The organism is Alphaproteobacteria bacterium, from assembly GCA_030680745.1.
Lineage (GTDB): Bacteria > Pseudomonadota > Alphaproteobacteria > JAUXUR01 > JAUXUR01 > JAUXUR01.
In genome coordinates, this window is sequence record JAUXUR010000006.1 from 1 (window position 1) to 19,694 (window position 19,694).

Annotated in this window: 15 protein-coding genes; 13 read left to right on the top strand and 2 right to left on the bottom strand. The window is 34.4% G+C overall.

The genetic code is table 11. From position 1 onward, the window contains the following. On the top strand, positions 1-584 hold a 584-nt coding region (locus Q8L85_00355), incomplete at its 5' end, for a hypothetical protein (GenBank protein MDP1723139.1). Between the two features lie 99 nt (positions 585-683). Here the strand turns inward: Q8L85_00355 and Q8L85_00360 are convergent. Further along, positions 684-1,427, bottom strand: a complete 744-nt coding sequence (locus tag Q8L85_00360) for a hypothetical protein (GenBank protein MDP1723140.1) — start codon at positions 1,425-1,427, stop codon at positions 684-686. 290 nt (positions 1,428-1,717) lie between these two features. On the opposite strand from Q8L85_00360, the gene Q8L85_00365 reads away from it, so the two are divergent. The 6 genes from Q8L85_00365 to Q8L85_00390 all read left to right on the top strand — a co-directional run bounded on the left by Q8L85_00365 (position 1,718) and on the right by Q8L85_00390 (position 8,190). Further along, positions 1,718-2,551, top strand: coding sequence for a division plane positioning ATPase MipZ (locus Q8L85_00365; protein ID MDP1723141.1), 834 nt, complete (start codon positions 1,718-1,720; stop codon positions 2,549-2,551). Positions 2,552-2,830: 279 nt separating this feature from the next. Next, the gene (locus tag Q8L85_00370) at positions 2,831-3,142 is read left to right on the top strand and encodes a hypothetical protein (GenBank protein MDP1723142.1); all 312 of its coding nucleotides are present in this window, start codon (positions 2,831-2,833) and stop codon (positions 3,140-3,142) included. Positions 3,143-3,294: 152 nt separating this feature from the next. Next, positions 3,295-4,200, top strand: a complete 906-nt coding sequence (locus Q8L85_00375; protein ID MDP1723143.1) for a UTP--glucose-1-phosphate uridylyltransferase — start codon at positions 3,295-3,297, stop codon at positions 4,198-4,200. After that, positions 4,200-5,534 carry a UDP-glucose/GDP-mannose dehydrogenase family protein gene (locus Q8L85_00380; GenBank protein MDP1723144.1) on the top strand — a complete coding sequence of 445 codons (1,335 nt, stop codon included), beginning with the start codon at positions 4,200-4,202 and terminating at the stop codon, positions 5,532-5,534. Before Q8L85_00375 ends, Q8L85_00380 begins: the two co-directional genes overlap by 1 nt. Before the next feature lie 5 nt (positions 5,535-5,539). Beyond that, positions 5,540-6,934, top strand: a complete 1,395-nt coding sequence (locus Q8L85_00385) for a phosphomannomutase/phosphoglucomutase (GenBank protein ID MDP1723145.1) — start codon at positions 5,540-5,542, stop codon at positions 6,932-6,934. A gap of 98 nt (positions 6,935-7,032) precedes the next feature. Continuing rightward, a complete protein-coding gene (locus tag Q8L85_00390; protein MDP1723146.1) occupies positions 7,033-8,190 on the top strand; it encodes a ribose-phosphate pyrophosphokinase in 1,158 nt (385 codons plus the stop codon). A gap of 9 nt (positions 8,191-8,199) precedes the next feature. Here Q8L85_00390 and Q8L85_00395 read toward each other — a convergent pair whose 3' ends face one another. After that, complete coding sequence (locus tag Q8L85_00395) at positions 8,200-8,496, bottom strand: hypothetical protein (protein MDP1723147.1); 297 nt, start codon at positions 8,494-8,496, stop codon at positions 8,200-8,202. A gap of 148 nt (positions 8,497-8,644) precedes the next feature. Between Q8L85_00395 and Q8L85_00400 the strand changes: the two genes are divergently transcribed. The 6 genes from Q8L85_00400 to secD all read left to right on the top strand — a co-directional run bounded on the left by Q8L85_00400 (position 8,645) and on the right by secD (position 19,548). After that, positions 8,645-9,343, top strand: coding sequence for a hypothetical protein (locus Q8L85_00400; GenBank protein MDP1723148.1), 699 nt, complete (start codon positions 8,645-8,647; stop codon positions 9,341-9,343). Positions 9,344-9,579: 236 nt separating this feature from the next. Next, positions 9,580-14,037, top strand: coding sequence for a tetratricopeptide repeat protein (locus Q8L85_00405; protein MDP1723149.1), 4,458 nt, complete (start codon positions 9,580-9,582; stop codon positions 14,035-14,037). A 249-nt stretch (positions 14,038-14,286) separates the two neighbouring features. Next, complete coding sequence (locus Q8L85_00410) at positions 14,287-15,075, top strand: hypothetical protein (GenBank protein MDP1723150.1); 789 nt, start codon at positions 14,287-14,289, stop codon at positions 15,073-15,075. A gap of 192 nt (positions 15,076-15,267) precedes the next feature. Continuing rightward, positions 15,268-16,272 (top strand): LysM peptidoglycan-binding domain-containing M23 family metallopeptidase, encoded by a 1,005-nt coding sequence (locus tag Q8L85_00415; GenBank protein ID MDP1723151.1) that lies wholly within the window; start codon positions 15,268-15,270, stop codon positions 16,270-16,272. 193 nt (positions 16,273-16,465) lie between these two features. Further along, positions 16,466-16,849 (top strand): preprotein translocase subunit YajC, encoded by a 384-nt coding sequence (gene yajC, locus Q8L85_00420; protein MDP1723152.1) that lies wholly within the window; start codon positions 16,466-16,468, stop codon positions 16,847-16,849. Between the two features lie 197 nt (positions 16,850-17,046). Next, complete coding sequence (gene secD, locus Q8L85_00425; protein ID MDP1723153.1) at positions 17,047-19,548, top strand: protein translocase subunit SecD; 2,502 nt, start codon at positions 17,047-17,049, stop codon at positions 19,546-19,548. Positions 19,549-19,694: the final 146 nt, after the last annotated feature.

The following is a 19,694-nucleotide window of genomic DNA, read 5'->3' on the forward strand; positions in this document are numbered from 1 at the left end:
TTGTAAAAGCTTCAAATTTTGATGCTGAAGGATTTTTTAGAGCAGAAGAGGAAAAGCGAGAAGCAGAGAGAGCAGAGTGGGAAGCGGAATGTGCTGCAGAAGAAGCGAAAGAAATGCGTCAAGCGATCGAAACGATGAGAAGTAAAGGCTTAACTGTAGAAGAGGTAAATGCGGTTTTAGCGGATGAAGACTTTGATCCTTATCAATACAATAGACATGAGCGTGAACGTTTGGAGGATGAATTATGGGAGAAAGAGAACGCAAGACAAGAAATGTTAGGGGTTAAATTTGAAGAGATTTATCTTCAGATGAAATTAAAATTTTCAGATGAAAATAGAGCGCGTCATATTTCTAGTGAGCAATTGGCTTATCAGTTTGGGTCAGAAGAAGATAGATTAGGATGGTTTAATTTTAAAAAAGCTCAAATGCCAGATGATTTTAATTGGCAGACATATCTTTCTTCATATCCAGATTTACTTGTTGCTGTTGATAAAATTGGTTCGGAAGAAGCAAAAGAAAAATGGGCAATAACTCATTATTTTTTACATGGGCAATATGAAGACAGAATAAAATATAAGAAATAGTAATGTTCAGCATGCTAATTTTTAAATATCTTAGTTAACGCGAAGACTTTGACAAGTTGATATTAGATGTAAAAAGCCACAGGAAAACTTCTTGTGGCTTTACCTTAAAATAAGTGAGTAGTTAGAGCTATATCCAGAAATAAATTCGTAAGACAATGAAAATCTAAAATTGAGTTCACTTAATATGGATTCAAGTTTATTTTCAGACGTTCTTAATCCAATTTTGTCTATACACTTTATATTTTTTAACCAACTTACGAATTGTTCAATTAAATATTTTTCAAGTCCATTATTTTGATAATCTTGATCGATGTTGATATACTCGATAAAAGCTTCTTTTTTTTCAAAATCAAGGTAATATTTAAGATTTGAAAAAGCATCTGCAAATGATGCGCCAGCAACAGAAAAACCATTTTTTTCATCAAAACTATCCTGGGATAAATTAGCATTATCTTCGGCAATAAGATAAAACCTACCTTGTGCTCTAAAAAGGCTTTCAATACCATTATCGTCAATTTTTTGAATGAAAGTAGGTTTTGTGTATTTTTTAGGTGCGTTAAAGGAGGTATGAACAAGGATTGCTTTAACGTCATTAATTTGAGTATGTTGACGACAAAAAGTTGCATATTTTTTATTTTTAAAATTTTTAAATTGTGTATTTATTTCATGTTTGAGTAAATCAAGGTTAAGTGATCTAATTTGTGTTAATCCAAGATTACATTGTGCAACATCTTGAAAACCAAGATTGTACTGATGTTCAAATTGTTCATTTAAATCATCGGCATATAAATTTTCTATATTTATTAATAAAGTGAATAGGCAGAAAATAAGTTTTTTAAACATTTTTGAAGCTCCCTTAAATTTAATTCTTAGTAGTTTTATACTACGTTTGCTGAAGGACAAGGTCTAATGTATAGGCGTCTTTTCTCTTTTACGTTTTGTCAATTTGCGGTATCGTCTTTAAATATACTTCTTTCGAAACTCTACTACTGCGGTCGATTGATGCGCCGTTTCGGTACTCAGATCCTCATGTATGAAGAATACACTGCGGTCTTCCGTGCCAAACCTTCTATCACTCGCCTCACATTAGCGAGTTTAGAAAGAAGTCTAATGAATTATGGAGCAAATTATCAATGACAGCAAATCAACAATTATCAAAACCTAAAATTATTGTGTTAGGAAATGAGAAGGGGGGCACTGGTAAATCAACAACAGCCATGCATCTTGTTGTTGGATTATTGCGTCAAGGTTACAATGTTGGTTGTATCGATTTAGACTCACGTCAAGCATCTTTAACGCGTTATGTTGAAAATCGTCGTGCTTTTCAAGAATCTTCAAAATCTAAAGTGCCTATGCCTACGCATATTCGTCTTGATATGTCGAGCAACACACAAAAAGAAGATGCCGAAAATGAAGATAAACAAGTATTTGAATCAGCGCTTGATTCATTAAGCCAAGAAAATCAATATATTGTGATCGATTGCCCTGGTAGCGATCGTTACATGTCTGTTCTTGCGCATTCTTATGCTGATATTCTTATAACGCCCCTTAATGATAGTTTTGTGGATCTTGATGTTTTGGCAAGTGTTGATGGTGACAAACTCGAAATAACGCAACCAAGTTGTTACAGTCTTATGGTGTGGGAGCAACGTAAGATGCGTGCTATGCAGCGAAAGCCCGCCATTGATTGGGTTGTGATGCGTAACAGACTGAGTAATTTAGATGCGCGTAATAAACGCGATATGACCAAAGTGATTGAAAAATTATCAAAAAGACTAAGTTTCCGTTTAGCACCAGGTTTTGGTGAACGCGTTATTTTCCGGGAAATGTTTTTACAAGGCCTTACCTTGCTCGATTTTCGTGATTCTAAAGCGAGTTCATCTTTGACGCTTTCTCATATTGCAGCTCGTCAGGAAGTGCAGCAATTGTTTGCGGTGTTGGGGTTGGATCAGGACAATCAAAAGTAGACTTCTTTCGAAACTCTACTACTGTGGTCGATTGATGCGTCGTTTCGGCACTCAGATCCTTATGTATGAAGAATACACGAGGGAACCCGTGCCGAACCTTCTATCACTCGTCTCACATTAGCGAGTTTAGAAAGGAGTCTAGTAAATATTTAGATTAAACAATTTTTAACCTTTATTACTTAAAATATTTACTTTTTTTTAATATATATACATTAAAATTATATTAGGTATCAATAAGGAGGTTAGTTTAATGTTGTATAAAAAATTACAAGTTCTAGTTTGTTCAGTAGTTTTTTTGGGTTTTCAGCAAGTGTATTTGCTGATTGTCCATCAACAATAAGCTATGAGGATGGACAAAAATTAGCGAGTGGTGGGTTCATTACTGCGGGCAATCAACGATTTCATCCAGAGGAAGTAAGTGCTTTACCAACTTCATCATTTCGGATTCTAACAAAGGCTATTTTTAACCCTATTTTAAAAGAAGCAAAAAAAGATACATGGAAGGGAGATGTTTGCACATATACCTTTAGCACAGCAAAAGGTACAGTTACCGGCGATCAGAAATCTTTTACAATAAGATCTGCAAAATAAAAAATTCTTAAATTTGGTAGAAAAAAACGAAATTCCACGGGGCAAGCTCCGTGGTTTTTCTTTATACATAGAATCAGACTATCCTTAGTCGAAGATTCTTTATTGTTGACGTATTTTTGTATATAGTTTTTTTTGTCGTTTAAAAGTAATTGATGAAAGTAATTTCGATGCAGCCTAAAATACAGACAAAAATTCGTAAAGCTATTTTTCCCGTTGCAGGGATGGGTACCCGTCTTTTGCCGCAAACAAAAGTTGTTCCTAAAGAAATGTTGCCAATTCTCGATAAACCAATTATTCAATATGCTGTTGAAGAAGCAATCGAAGCTGGGATTGAAGAATTTATTTTTGTATCCTCTAAAGGTAAAAATGCGATTGAAGATCATTTTGATGCGCATCCTGAACTTGTGTCGATGCTTCAAAATCGCTCTAAAGTGAAAGAACTTAAAATCCTTGAAGATATCAGTTTTACACCAGGTCAGGTCGCTGTTGTGCGTCAACCTTATCCATTGGGTTTGGGGCATGCTGTATGGTGCGCACGTCATTTAATTGATGACGATTATTTTGCAGTTCTTTTGCCTGATGATGTTATTATGAACAAAATATCTTGTCTTGCGCAAATGTCATCAGCATTTGTTGAAAAACAGGGTGCTTATGCGGCGATTATGGAAGTGGCGCCTAGTCAAATTCACTTATATGGCGCCATTGCAACTGATTTAAGTCAAGATAAAAAATCTTTACCGATTGCAAATATTGTTGAAAAGCCGAAAAAAGAAGAAGCGCCTTCTAATCTTGCTGTTATTGGTCGCTATATTCTGCCCAAAAGCATTTTTGGTATTTTAGAGCAAACACCTAAAGGGGCAGGGGGCGAGATTCAATTAACAGATGCTTTAAAAGCGTTGATAGGGCGTGAGCCTTTTTATGGACATGTTTTTGAAGGTGCACGCTTTGATTGCGGCACAAAATTAGGTCTTGTCGAAGCAAATATTGCTTTTGGTTTACAACAAGATGATATAAAAGATGATCTAAAGAAAATACTAAAACAATATGGGGCGTTTTAATGCGTATTGCTATTATTGGAACAGGTTATGTAGGGCTTGTTTCAGGGACTTGTTTTTCAGAATTTGGGCATGAAGTCGTTTGTGTTGATGCTGATATTTCTAAAATTGAGTTGCTCAATCAAAATATCATGCCGATTTATGAACCAGGTCTTGAAGATCTAGTATCTAAAAATAAATTAGCAGGACGTTTGTCTTTTACAAGTGATTTAAAATCAGCCTTAACGGGCGCTGAAGCTGTTTTTATTGCAGTTGGTACGCCGTCCCGACATGGGGAAAGTCATGCTGATTTATCTTATGTGTTTCAAGTGGCAAAAGACATTGCACCTTTGTTACAAGAAAATGCTGTTATAGTCACAAAATCAACGGTGCCTGTCGGCACAAATCGCAAGATCAAGCAACTTATTGAAAATGATAGACCTAATTTAAAGTTTCATATTGTCTCAAACCCTGAATTTTTAAGGGAAGGCGCTGCGATTGCCGACTTTATGCGCCCTGATCGTATTGTCATTGGGCACGAAAGTGAATATGCCAAAGACATTATGGCAAAATTATATAGACCGCTTTATCTTATTGAAACACCAATTATTTTTACGTCTTTGGAATCAAGTGAACTTGCTAAATATGCGTCCAACAGTTTCCTCGCCACTAAAATTACTTTTATGAACGAAATGTCTAATTTGTGCGAACAAGTAGGTGCTGATATTCATGATGTGGCGAAAGTCATGGGGCTTGATGGTCGCATTGGTAAGAAATTTTTGCACCCGAGTCCAGGTTTTGGGGGATCTTGTTTCCCGAAAGATCTACGCGCATTATTAGCGATTGGCGATGATCACAACATCGATATACAAATTTTAAAGGCCGTTGTGAGAGTCAATGAAGAGCGTAAAATCGATATGGTCACGCGCATTATCCAAAAAATGGGTGATATCAAAGGTAAAATCATTGGTGTTTTAGGGCTTACATTCAAACCCAATACGGATGATATTCGTGAAAGCGCAAGTCTTGTGATTATCCCAATCCTTCTAGAACTGGGGGCATATGTTAAGGCCTATGATCCTCAAGGCATGCTTGAAGCGGCCCAGCAATTACCCGATATTATGTGTGTTGATAATCCTTACAAATTGGCTGAAAATGCAGATGCACTTGTTGTGTTGACTGAATGGAACGAATTCAGGGCGCTTGATTTGAAAAAAATAAAAAAACAAATGGCAGATTCATATTTGTTTGATTTCAGAAATATATATAATCCTAAAGAAGCATGTGCGTTGGGGTTTGACTATGTTTCTCTTGGACGAAATTCTACTTTACCCCTTAAAAACGCAATGGCGGCTTAAAAACAATGATCGATCAAACTAAATTTCTCTCTATTTTTCGTGAATATGATATTCGTGGCATTGTAGGTCCCGATTTAAATGCAGAATTTGCTTTTCAATTGGGGCAGGGTTACGGATCCTGGATTCAGGAAGCTGCAACTTTTACAGGTGGGTCCATTGTTATTGGGTATGACGGTCGATTGAGTTCTCCTATGCTGCAAGACTTTTTGGCTAAGGGTATTGCAAGCACAGGATTAGGCGTTATTATTATTGGCCTTGGGCCAACACCTATGTTGTATTATGCAGTTCATAATTTACAAGCTGCCGGTGGGATTATGATTACAGGATCTCATAACCCGCCCGATTATAATGGCTTTAAAATCATGCAGGATAAAAAAGCATTATATGGCGCTGATATTAAACAAATTGGCGAACGTATGTTAAAGGGTGATTTTAAAGAAGGCGATGGCAAGATCAGTCATTTGTCTGTTGTTAATGGATATATTTTAGAATTAGAAGATGCCTTTCAGCCGCATAATCAAAAAAAACTTAAAATCGTCTGGGATCCAGGAAATGGCGCGACGGGTGAGATTGTCAAAGAATTACTTGAAAATCTACCTGGCGATCATATTTTGATCAATGAAAAAATTGATGGTACTTTTCCAGCGCATCATCCAGATCCTGCAATTCTTAAAAATTTACAGCAAGCTATAGATCTTGTTTTGTCCGAAAAAGCCGACATTGGTTTTGCTTTTGATGGTGATGGCGATCGCGTTGGTATTATCGACGATGAGGGTGAAGTTTTGTGGGGCGATCAAATTTTACTTTTGCTTAGTCGCTATCTTTTGGAAGAAGAGCCAGGTGCCACAATTATTGCCGATGTGAAGGCTTCTCAAAGTCTTTTTGATGATATTAAAGCGCATGGCGGTAATCCTTTAATGTGGAAAACAGGTCATTCCTTGGTTAAAGCAAAAATGAAAGAAACGGGTGCCTTATTAGGCGGTGAAATGTCGGGTCACATCTTTTTTGCACATCGTTATTATGGTTTTGATGATGGTGTTTATGCAGCAGTCCGTTTTATGGAAATGTTGGCAGATTCAGATCAAAAACTAAGTGATTTGCGTAAATCTTTGCCGAAAGTCATTAATACGCCAGAATTACGTTTTGATTGTGCCGATGAAATAAAATTTGAAATCATCACGAATGTTCAAAAAAGCCTTAAAGATCAATCGATAAAATTTAATGACGTTGATGGATTGCGCGTCAGCAATAAAGATGGTTGGTTCTTGTTGCGCGCTTCAAATACGCAGCCAGCTTTGGTTGCACGTGTTGAATCCAGTAATGACGAGGGGCTTCAAAGGCTTACGGCAATGCTTCAAAAAGAGCTTAAAGTTCAGGGGCTTGAATTGCCGATGGCATAATAAACAATTGAAGACAGAAAAAACTTAGTAATCTCGTCTATATTTAATTTGTTGAAATATTTTTAAAAACTATGTACATAAGGTTAGCTTGTGTTTTGATGCGCATTAAATTGTTACAAAAAATAAAAATCACTTGTTTTGCGTTTATTTATCTTGTTGAATTCAAAGGAAATCTTATGATAAGGCTTTTAAAACCTTTTGTTATATCCGCATTATTGTTCTCAAATCAATGCGTATCGTCGGAAGTGCTTACCCAATCGGGTGCAGAGGGACACGTTAAAAAAACAACCTCTCAATATTATGTTTTTTCAGGGAATTCTAATAAACTTTTGACAAATACAATTGCTCAAAATCTTTCGACCTCTTTAGGACATTCAACAGCTACGCGTTTTAATGATGGAGAAATTAGGGTTAAATTCGATGAAAGTATCAGAAAAAAAGATATTGTTATTGTTCAATCGACGTGTGGCACTGTTAATGGAAGTGTTAATGATCATATAATGGAACTTATTTTGATGATTAAGGCAGCTAAACGTGCGTCAGCTGGATCGATTACGGCAATTATTCCTTATTTTGGATATGCAAGGCAAGACCGCAAATCAGAGGGACGTGTGACTATTTCGGCCGCAGATGTAGCTGAACTTATAGAGAGCGCAGGCCCTACTCGGATTATTACAATTGATTTGCATTGTGGCCAAATTCAAGGTTTTTTTAGAAATATTCCTGTTGATAATCTTCCCGTTTCTTCAATTTTTGCACCTTATGTTGCGAATCTAAAATTGCATGATCCCGTTGTCGTGTCACCTGATGCAGGTGGTGCAGAGCGCGCTTATAAGTTTCAAGAACAATTGAAGAAATTAAACGTCGAAGCTAGTTATGCAATGATTTCGAAAAAACGCGCGGGTGCTGGTGTTATTGAACATATGAGTATTATAGGCGATGTTAATGGTAGGGATGCCATTATTATTGATGATATGTGTGATACAGGTGGTACTTTGGTAAAAGCTGCTGAATTATTAAAAGAAAAAGGTGCTCAAAAAGTATATGTTTGTTTTACGCACCCCGTTTTTTCGAATAATGCGCTTCAAACCATCGCTAATCCAATTTTTGAAAGAGTAATTACAACAGATACTATTCCTTTGCGCGATAAAGCGCCGGATAATTTGGTTGTATTATCAGTTGCACCATTTTTAGCGCGTGTTATCGAGCATGTTCAACAGGGTACATCCGTTTCAGCGTTGTTGAGTGGTGGTTGAGTATATTTTTTATTCAGGGCATTTTTTTTCTTTCATTTGTTTTTCTATTGCGTCTATTTCTTTATTTAAAGTATCAAGTTGTCCGCGTAATTCAGGTGATTGATCTTGTTTTTGTTCGTCTGGTGTTTGCGTTAAAAGCTTAGCAATATCTTGTGGTTTTTTTGTAAGAATTGAATTTGCTTGCAAAGATGAAAATTTAAATATTTTTTGTTGACGACTCGTTTTGAGTGTTTCGCATTCAGTTTCTGCAAAAGATGCGTTGGTTATGAGAGTTTGTGCAATTATTAAAAACATTATTCTGTACATTTATTTTTTCCTCGTAGGTTGTTTGAGCATTCATTGTTATAATGTCACATCTGTATCCTCAAAAAAGAAATACAAACGATTTCAAGTTACTATATGTCATAATAACTGATATTGTCAGCGTATGTTTTAATCAAGCAAGGACTTCAAAATGAAACCTTTTTCAACATTAATTAAATCCGTTGCATTTACTATTATGCCATTTTTAGCGATTTCGGCAAGTGAAGGAACTACAGCGAAAATCCAAAAACCACATACTTTTGAAATTACACCAGAATTGAGTAAATTTAACTATGGTCCAAAATTCTTAGGTTTAGGTGGTAAATATCGTTATTCTTTTGATCAAAGCTACGTAGAGCTTGATTTAGGATATGCGTATAGCTCATGTGCAAAACGTAATAAATATCGGATGATGGGATTGTTTGGTCACCATTTCATTTTAAATGATGATTTTATGTTAACGCCATATCTGGGTTTAGGGTATCGACGTGACACATTTGCACGTTCTTCATGGTTAAAAGATTTTAAATTTTCCGCTGTAACACTCCCTATTGGGTGTACGCTTGCATATACAATGGATGATAAAACAACTTTAAAATTTAATGCTGAATATGAGTATTATCTTCAAAATCATATTAATATTCATCGTGGTAATAAATTCAATCGTCGCACACGTAGTGTTGTTCGTTTGAGCAGCAACATACACGCGATGAAGTTTCAGCCAAGTATTGAGAGAAGTTTTGACTCTTTAAATATAGAAGCGAAACCGTATATTCGTTACACTTCTTTAAGTCGACCAGGTTTTAGCGGATCACGTGAAATTGGATTTGGTTTAGGATTCAAGTATTAAATTATATATACAACGTAACCTTCTATGTGCCGTGACATGTTCGCGGCATTTTTATAACAGCTTAATTAAAAAAAATTGTTTAAAATAATACCATCGTAATAATGTTATTTTCTATATAAATATCAATTTGTTATTGTAATAAAATCTATTAATTATTCTTTTTTATTGAAACAAAATATTTACTGTGTTAAATATACACATCAAATTAATTATACATATTCATTTTCGGAGTTATCATGAATCGATTTAGATCAATATTTCTTGTTGTTTTTGTTTTATTTTTTACTATGAATCAGCAAACATTTTCAAATCCGACTGAAATTCAAAGTATTATTGAAAAAGCAAAACCAGATAGACGATCTCCTTGGGAAGTTAGTGGTTCAATATTACGTTTCAATGAATATTTTATTTCTACTTTAAAATCTGAGTGTGGATTTAGGGCTTTTGGTTATACTTCTAAAGAAGTAGCCATTAATGCGATGCTCGATGCGCTTAAAGATAAAAGCACTTTAGTAAATACTTTACGAGCTGAAAGATTGCGTCAATTTATTGACAATGATCATGATAACCCAGTAAATTTTTCTTCTGCTGAAAGTTATTTAAATAATATTAAAAAAACTAAACATGAGCTCTCTTATCAACCAAATGAAAATGTATATGATAAGAAAAAGGGAATTCAAAAAATCATAGAGAAACCTTCTTACACATTGATTGATGCTTTTGCATCATTGAATAATAAAAATCTTTATATTTATGAAGTGGATCTAAGTAAAAATAAAACTCTTTTTTTAAGTCATTCTTACATTATTAATAACAATGCAGAAAGTTTATATCTTCTGCGTAAAGGTTTTCACTATAATAAATTGGTATTAATTAATGATTTACCTTCAAATAATGTTGCTCAAAATCTAGAAACGCAATATCATCAAGAATTAAGAAATCATCATATAGAAAAATTAAAAAATTCTTATGCGGTAAAAAGTCAGCGGAATCAGCCTTATTCAAATCATAATTTGTCTAATGGCGTAAATTCTTTAAAAGTTGTTGCTAAGATAAATAATAATAATTTTTGCGAACAAAATTCAAAAAAAAATAAAGAAATAAAAACCACAAAAACATGGAAAGTTTTAAATAAAACTGATCGTCAATTTTCCGAATATTCTTTTTCTAACGAATATACTGATTCAATATACAAAGGCTTGGGTTATGGATCGCAAAAAGAAGCTATTAACGCTTTGCTGGATGTATTAAACAACCCTGATAATAAATTTGAAAAAAACAAAAGAGACGAAATAAAAAAATATATATCCAATGAAATGCTTAAAAATAGTAATTTATTAGATTATACTAAAATTAACAATATTGATTATTACACGGAAACAAAAAATCAATTTGATTTTTTAACGACTATAAAAAAAAACAAAGTAAACATATCTTTTTCATGCAATACTGATAAAAATGGTGTATTTACACCTGAAAAATCTCAATATGGATTGATGAGTGCTTTAGCTTTATTAAAGGATAGAAATCTATATATATACAAAAAACATGATAATCAGCATATTCGCTTAATTCATTTTTATCAAATAGATCCCAAAAAGTTTTCTATCTATTTAATCGATAATAATACGCATTTCAATAAACTTGTACCAACAAATGATAAAGAAGGTTTAAAAAAAGCCCAAGAAATTGAAGATAAGCTTAATCCCATTACGCAGAAAAAGACTTCTTCCGGTGTTATTGGTATTGATAATAACACTCAATCACAAGATCACATTATTCATAACAACAATTATATACCGAATGTTACTGAAATTAGATCGCGTTCAAACAATATTATGAATGAAATTCAGCGCGTTGATTTAACAGAAAAAGAAATTTTAAATTTTTTAAACGATGATTCTCCGCGGGCTAAAATTCGTGGTTTTGATTTTAAAACTTCGTGTCAAAAAATTTATGATTATTATACCTTTGTTGACGTTAATTCAGACAATAATGATTCAAAATTTGAAGATGATTGCGCTTTAGCTATTTTGTTTTTAAGTAAAAATTTTGTACCTTCTTCAATGACAAAAAAAGAATTTTGTGAAGATTTATTGTCTAAATTGAATTTTATTATTAAGGTAACGGGGTCAGATGCCAAAACTAATAAATACAGACATTATGCACGTATTTATAAAGCACGTATTTATATTGCCTTAGAAAAATATCAAAAAGCATGGGTCGAATTAATTGATCTCTATTTTCAAAAAACATCTTATACGAAATGTTATCACCTTGATATAGCTGAATTAATTATTGATCACCAATTTACACCCAAAAATACTACCCGTGATCAAGCGCTTGCATTTGCAAAATCTTTGTTAAGAACGACAGGATCACGACCAAATAGTACAAGAAAATCGCATATTCGATCTGTCAATATATCAACTATATTTCATCCAAATTATCGAAACGATATAGAATCAAGACAAAAAGAATATCAATTAAGTAAAAAAATTGAAGCTGAAGAAAATATAATTTCGGATGATTCATCTTCAGACGATTCGTCTTCAGGTTTTTCAAGTGACGAAAGTGATGTTGAAAATCCTTTTATAGAAGTATCTAATGATTCCATGAATAAAGCAAATCCTATTGTTTCTAATAATTTAAAACGAAAAAGACCAATATCATCAGAACGCTTATCAAAACACCCAAAAATAAATGAATCCGATGAAATTCAAAACAACAATAACATTGTCTATGAAAATAATGATGAGAATATTGAAGAAGAAATAGAATATGTTGAAGAAACATTTTCAGACAAATATTTAGGTAGTTTAAAAAATAAATCAAGACAAGCTCTTTTGCGCGGCAATTATTATACTGCTCGCAATCTAAATAAAGCACTAAAATTTTACACAGAGGGGATCAAAAAATATCCATCAGCAGATCTGTATCGTGCTTTAGGCAATCATTATTATTATCAATTTAAAAACTATGTTCAAGCGAAAGAAATCTACAAAGAGGGTATTCAAAAATGTCCATCCTCAGCTCTGTATTGTCTTTTGGGGGATCTTTATCATTATGAACTGAAAGACTTTAAACAAGCGAAAAAAATCTGTGAAGAGGGAATAGAAAAATATCCATCTTCAGGTGTTTATCGTGCTTTAGGGAATCTTTATTATTATGAACTGAAAGACTTTAAACAAGCGGAAGAAATCTATGAAAAGGGCATTAAATTATACCCATCCGCCGATTTATATCGTGCCTTAGGGAATCTTTATTGTTATGAATTGAAAGACTTTAAACAAGCGAAAAAAACCTATGAAGAGGGGATAGAAAAATATCCATCTTCAGGTCTTTATGCTGCTTTAGGTAATCTTTATCGCCATGGATTGAAAGACTTTAATCAAGCAGAAAAAATCTATAAAGAGGGTATTCAAAAATATCCATCCTCAGATCTTTATCGTGCTTTAGGTGAGCTTAATTATTATCAACTGAAAGGCTCTGAATATGCATTAGAACAAGCAATAACAGAATATCAAAATGGTATTAATTTATATCCCTCCTCAGATCTTTATCGTGCATTAGGCGATCTTTATTGTTATGAACTAAAAAATTATGAACAAGCAAAAGAAATCTATGAAGAGGGCATTCAAAAATATCCATCCGCCAGTCTTTATTGTTCTTTAGGTAATCTTTACTGTTATAAATTAAAAAATTATGAACAAGCAAAAGAGATCTATGAAGAGGGTATTCAAAAATATCCATCCTCAGATCTTTACCGTGCTTTGGGGGATCTTCATCGTTATGAACTAAAAGACTTTGAAGAAGCGAAAAAACTCTATAAAGAGGGTATTCAAAAATATCCATCCGCTGATCTATATCGTGTATTAGGCAATCTTTATAAGCATGAACTGAAAGACTTTGAAGAAGCAAAAAAAATCTATCAGGTAGGTATTAATTTATACCCATCGTCAGATCTGTATCGTTCTTTAGGTGATCTTTATCATTATGAACTGAAAGATTTTGAAGAAGCGAAAAAACTCTATAGGGAAGGTATTAAATTGTACTCATCCTCAGATCTTTATCGTGCTTTGGGGGATCTTTATTGTTATGAACTGAAAGACTTTGAAGAGGCGACAAAAATATATCAAAAGGGTATTAATTTATACCCATCGTCAGATCTGTATCGTGCTTTAGGGAATCTTTATTGTCGTAAATTAAAAGATTACAAACAAGCAGAAAAAGCCTATGAAGAGGGTGCTCAAAAATATCCATCCGCTGATATATATCGTGCATTAGGCGATCTTTATTGTTATGATTTAGCACAACATGAGAAAAATCCTATTTTAAAAAAAGAATATCAAATAAAAGCATTTGAGGCTTATTTGAATGCTTTTAATTATAATGATCCAAAAATAAATACAAAAATAGAAAAACCGCTAAAGTTTTTGTATAAAGAATTAATGCAAATATCACGTAATGAGCGTATTGATGTTTTACCATTTTTTGCAAATCTATATGTCTGTCTTGGGTGTGCCTATTATTTTGATTTGACCGATCAAGAAGAAGATCTGGATCTAAAAAAAGAATATCAACAAAAAGCACTTGCAGTATTTAAAAAAGCTTTTGCTTTTGGGGATGCTGCGATCAATGCGAAAATACAAGAACACATTGATTTTTTGGAAAAAGCGCTTCAAAAAAAATAATTTTTTAGAATCAGTAAGATCTTGACTGGTTTTATCCAACAGGGTGTGTGAAATCTTTTATACACCCTTAGGTAAAAATAATTTGCATTAAAGGTTTTTAAATTTCAACTTTTCTATAAAAAATAAAAAGTGTTGAATAATCTCTACACAATAATAAAATTTACGCCATATTTTATGCCCTATCCTTGACGATGCTTTTCATATCGATAGACTCCATCCAGAACCAACTGAATCATCAAGGAAAATTTTATGAAAATGCATTACGTTAAATCCCTTTTCTTAGGGGCTGTTTCTCTTTTAATTTTAAATCCAAGTTTTGCTGATAATGATCATCAATTTGAATTTGGGCCAGAGTTTTCACATCATTCCCTTAATGAAAAAATTGGTGGTGCAAACGTTAATAAACTTGAAGGTCCTATGGTTGGTGTTCAAGGATCTTGGCTCTTTCATATGGGGCGCAATTTTTTGAGCGTTAATCCACGTTATCTTGCATCAAAACAAAAATATTCAAATAAGACGCTTCAAACGCATTCAAAAGGGCATGATTCTTTGTTTGAGCTTAGAGGTAATTTTGGTCGAGATTTCGAACTTTTAGCGGACGCTTCTATCAGCCCTTATATCGGTATTGGTTATCGTTTATTCCGCAATCAAGCAGGCAAATCATTTGGTGGTACATATTCGTGGGGACATTTATCAGGCACTAATTATCTTTATATACCCATTGGTTTTGATACAAAATTTAAACTTCAAGATTTGTTAAGCTTAACGTTTAATGCTGAACTTGATGTTCTTATAAGTGGTTCAAGTAAGGGTACACGTTTCGGCCGTAAGGTTGAAACACATAATTCGAAAGGGTATGGGTTTCGCTCTTCAATCGGTCTTGCTTTTGATTTTGCAAGTTTTACACTTGAAGGTAAACCTTATGTTCGTTATTGGTCCGTAGATGCTTCAGGTCACAAATGTGGATTTTGTGGTAGATTTAGCCAACCTAAAACGACGTCGACAGAACTTGGATTTGGCTTGTCGGTTAAACTTTAATACTGCCCACCCTATGGGCAAACTCGTTGTCAAGCCTCCGCATTCCGGTACTCATGTACTTAAGTACATTCCGTGCCGGTTCTCGGCTTTCCTAGATTTTGCCACATAATCTGTGCAGTTACGTTATAAATTTTTTTATGGAAGGGCAACAACCCCTTTATACTTATACGATTTCACCTTATAATCATCGTCATGATGACATTTCAAAAAATATCGATATTAACTTTCTTTCAACTTATTGTTTTTTTATGCATAATTTTAGTACCAACTTATGGACATGCTGCAAAGTTAAATGAAATCATTGTGCACCCTAATGATACTTTAGATAAAATTGCAAAAAGACTTAATGTTCCTAAAAAATATTTTATCCGCGCCAATAATTTAAAAGCACCTTACAAACTTAAACCTGGTTGTGTTTTACATTATCCGCCTGTTCATATCGTCAAAAAAAACGAAAAATTTGAAGATCTTCTTAAAAAATACAAATTAAGTGAGAATTTACTGGCCAATCATAACGATCTCAAAAAACCCTATAATCTTAAAGCAGGACAAATTCTTTATCTCTCACGCACACCTATTAAAAAAGTTGAGATTCAGAAAAAACCTACAGATAAACCTAAAATAATAACACCTGTTACATCAAAAAAAATAATATCTCCCACTAAAGATAAATCACCTGAAGTTAAAAAGATTTCAACATCTCCAATCACTGAAGCTAAAACACCACAAATAAAAAAAACCTTAATACCTTCTGTTGCTGAAGCTAAAACGCCTCCAGAAAAAAAAGATTTAATGACTCCAATCAACAATAATTCAAAATTTTGTTGGCCTATTGCCAAAAAAGCACCCATTCTATGTCCTTACGGCCTTCTCTCAGAGGGAAAACGTAATGATGGCCTTAATATTAAACTGCCCAAAGACACGCCGATTCTTGCAAGTTATGATGGAGAAGTCGTTTATGTTGGCGACAACCTTAAAAATTATGGATTGTTGATATTGATAAAACATGCAGACCAATTACATACAACTTATGCGCATTTAAACAAAAGCTTAGTCAAAATTGGCCAAAAAGTTAAGAAAGGTCAAAAAATTGCGCTTTCAGGCATGAGTGGAAGTGTGGATACGCCACAACTTCATTTTGAAATTCGCAAAAAGTCCAAACCTGTTAATCCACAAACTTATTTAAATAAGTCTTAGATTGAGGTATAAGTAAACTTTAGGCTCCTTTCCAAATTCGCTAATATGAGGCGAGTGATAGGAGATTCAGCACAGAAGGCCAGAATGTATTTTTCATACAGGAGGATCTGAGTACTGAAACGACACATCAATCTGCCACAGTAGTAGAGTTTCGAAAGAAGTCTATTCTATATAGTAATTCAGGAGTTAATATATGTATTCTTTTATAAGCACAGCCTTTGCAGATGCAGCACCCGGTGCCGCACCATCAGCATCATCAGGTGGCGCAGGCGATATCATCATGAGCATGCTGCCCATTATTCTGATGGTTGTTGTCTTTTATTTCCTTCTTATTCGCCCACAACAAAGAAGAATGAAACAACATCGTGAAACTTTATCACAAGTACGTCGTGGCGATCGCGTTTTAACTTCTGGTGGTATTATTGGTACTGTTTCAAAAATCATTGACGACAATGAAGTCCTTGTTGAAATTGCTGAAAATGTCAAAGTAAAGATTTTAAAAGCAACAATCGCAGATGTTTTAGCGAAGACAGAACCAGTTAAGGATTTACCTTCGTCTAAAGAAAACGCAAAATAAATATATAAATGTCCAGCTATGGTCAAATCTTTTGAGACTAAATGTGCAGATTATGAGGCAAAGTCTAGAAAGGTCGAGAACCGGCACGGAATGTACTTAAGGTACATGAGTACCGGAAGGCGCAGGCCTGACGACGAATTTGACCATAGGCTGTGCATTTATACGAAATGTAACAACTAGCAAAATAGGAATTTCCCATGTTTGGCTTTACGCGATGGAAAGTGACACTCATTTGCCTGATTGGCGTGATTGGTATGCTTTTAGCCTCTGTCAATCTTATGAACCAACCTTTCCTTGATAAACTTCCCAATTGGTTTCCCAAAGAAAAAGTTAATCTTGGGCTTGATTTACAAGGTGGATCACATCTTCTTCTTGAAGTTGATTTTGATCATGTTATAAAAGAATCCCTTCAAAGTCTTCAAGATACGTTGAGGACTGAATTGCGTAAAGCCACTATTGCGACCAAAAAGCTTGATATAGTTGACAACCACGTCATTGTGGAACTTGAAGATTCTAGCAATGGTTCAAAAGTTAAAGAAATTGCCTTAAAGGCTGATCCTTCACTTGAAGTGATCGTTGGTGGTGATGGTGTTGTTAATATTGGTTATTCACCTATTCATTTGGCACAACGTAAACATGATATTATGGACCGCTCACGCGAAAGCGTTACGCGTCGCGTTGATGAAGCTGGCACGAAAGAAACTTCCATTCAAACCCAAGGCGATAATCAAATTCTGGTTCAATTGCCAGGTTTAAAAGATCCTGGACATCTTAAAGATCTTCTTGGCAAAACGGCAAAAATGACCTTTCATCTTGTTGATGAAAATACCTCATTATCTGAAGCTTTAGCTGGTCGTATACCACCTGGATCAATGGTTGTAAAACATTACAAAAACGATGAAGGTAAAATTGTCGTTCAAAAACGTGCGCAAATTGGTGGTGAATCACTTGTTTCAGCAAGACCAAACTTTCATCAGGATAGCGGATGGGTTGTTGATTTCCAGTTTGATGCCAAAGGTGGAAAAAAATTCGCTGAAATTACAGCCAAAAATGTTAATAAACGCTTCGCTGTTTTGCTTGATAATCAATATATTACAGCACCAAATATTGATGGTGCAATACCTGGTGGTTCAGCTTATATCAAAGGTGGTTTCACATCACAATCCGCTCATGATTTAGCGGTCCTTATGCGTGCTGGTGCATTACCTGCCCCTTTGAAGATTGTTGAGGAACGTAGTGTTGGTGCAGAACTTGGAGAAGATTCAATCAAAGCAGGTAAAACAGCGACCATTCTAGGTCTTGCTTTTGTCGTCGTCTTTATGGTTGTGTATTATGGTCTTTTTGGCTTCATCGCTAATTTAGGCGTCTTACTCAATCTTATTTTAACGATTGCTGTTTTTGGTCTGATTCAAGCAACGCTTACGTTGCCAGGTATCGCCGGTTTGGTTCTTGCAATGGGTATGGCCGTTGATGCCAACGTTTTGATTAACGAACGGATTGATGAAGAAACAAGAAGCGGTAAATCTGTTATTGGTGCTATTGAAGCGGGTTATAATCGTGCACTTACATCGATTATCGACTCAAACATAACAACCTTGATCGCAGCCGGGTTCCTTTATTATTTCGGTTCTGGTCCCATTAAAGCTTTTGCGGTTACGCTTTCCATTGGTCTTCTTATTTCCATGTTTACAGCGATTTCGTTCACCAGAATGTTAATTGCTGGATGGTGGTGGAAATTCAGACCACAAAAACTTAAAATTCACGTTCTTCGCTTTATTCCTGCTAATACAAAAATCAACTTTATGGCTCAAAAGAAATTTGCGCTTATCATGGCTGCAATCATTTCACTTGGTGCTATTGGTATTTTTGCCACGAAAAACTTTAATTATGGTGTTGATTTTAAAGGCGGTATTTTAATTGAAGCCCGTACAAAAGAAGCAGCAGATCTAAGTGCATTAAGATCAGCACTTGACGATCTTAAAATTGGTGAAATTACGATTCAAGATTTTGGGACACCGCATGATCTTATGATTCGTGCTGAAAATAAAGGCGAGAGTGAAAAAGAACAAATGAAGATTGTGGATACGATCAAGAAAACGATCTCTAATCTTTATAAGGATACTGAATATCGTAAGACTGATTTTGTTGGACCGAAAGTCAGCAAAACATTGCTTCAAGATGCCTTCATTGCCTTTATATTGTCAATGGTTGGTATTATGCTCTATGTATGGATTCGCTTTGATTGGCAATTTGGATTATGTGCTTTACTTTCACTTACGCATGATTTAATCGCTGTGATTGGCTTTATTTCCTTAATGGGTATAGAATTTAATCTAACAGTTGTTGCAGCTATCCTAACGATTTTAGGGTACTCAATTAACGATACGGTGATTATTTTTGACCGAGTGCGCGAAAACATTCATAAAAACAAAGATATGAAACTTAAAGACATCATTAATCTTAGCTTAAACGACACACTTTCAAGAACAATCATGACTGTTGTCACTGTTCTTTTGGTGCTTGTTGCATTGGCTATTTTTGGTGGACCGGTTCTTCATGGATTCAGTCTAACGCTTATCTTTGGTCTTATTGTTGGTACATATTCGTCGATTTATGTGTCTGCAATGCCTCTTAACTTCTTTAACATCAAACGCAAATCTGATGAAGAAGAGGATATTGGGTTTCAGCCAACAGCATAAACCAACGTAACCTTTGCACTAAAGAAAAAGCCAAGTAGAAATATTTGGCTTTTTTTATTTGTAGGGATTTTAATATGTTATATTCCAAGGGATAAAATATAGTTTGTGGCTAAATCTAGCAACAACCAATCTACGGGACAAAAAAT

Bases quoted from the DNA above. Each gene is read 5' to 3' on its own strand.
- Q8L85_00360 (MDP1723140.1), bottom strand. From the start codon at position 1,427: ATGTTTAAAAAACTTATTTTCTGCCTATTCACTTTATTAATAAATATA.
- Q8L85_00365 (MDP1723141.1), top strand. From the start codon at position 1,718: ATGACAGCAAATCAACAATTATCAAAACCTAAAATTATTGTGTTAGGA.
- Q8L85_00375 (MDP1723143.1), top strand. From the start codon at position 3,295: ATGAAAGTAATTTCGATGCAGCCTAAAATACAGACAAAAATTCGTAAA.
- Q8L85_00380 (MDP1723144.1), top strand. From the start codon at position 4,200: ATGCGTATTGCTATTATTGGAACAGGTTATGTAGGGCTTGTTTCAGGG.
- Q8L85_00385 (MDP1723145.1), top strand. From the start codon at position 5,540: ATGATCGATCAAACTAAATTTCTCTCTATTTTTCGTGAATATGATATT.
- Q8L85_00390 (MDP1723146.1), top strand. From the start codon at position 7,033: ATGCGCATTAAATTGTTACAAAAAATAAAAATCACTTGTTTTGCGTTT.
- Q8L85_00395 (MDP1723147.1), bottom strand. From the start codon at position 8,496: ATGTACAGAATAATGTTTTTAATAATTGCACAAACTCTCATAACCAAC.
- Q8L85_00400 (MDP1723148.1), top strand. From the start codon at position 8,645: ATGAAACCTTTTTCAACATTAATTAAATCCGTTGCATTTACTATTATG.
- Q8L85_00405 (MDP1723149.1), top strand. From the start codon at position 9,580: ATGAATCGATTTAGATCAATATTTCTTGTTGTTTTTGTTTTATTTTTT.
- Q8L85_00410 (MDP1723150.1), top strand. From the start codon at position 14,287: ATGAAAATGCATTACGTTAAATCCCTTTTCTTAGGGGCTGTTTCTCTT.
- Q8L85_00415 (MDP1723151.1), top strand. From the start codon at position 15,268: ATGATGACATTTCAAAAAATATCGATATTAACTTTCTTTCAACTTATT.
- yajC (MDP1723152.1), top strand. From the start codon at position 16,466: ATGTATTCTTTTATAAGCACAGCCTTTGCAGATGCAGCACCCGGTGCC.
- secD (MDP1723153.1), top strand. From the start codon at position 17,047: ATGTTTGGCTTTACGCGATGGAAAGTGACACTCATTTGCCTGATTGGC.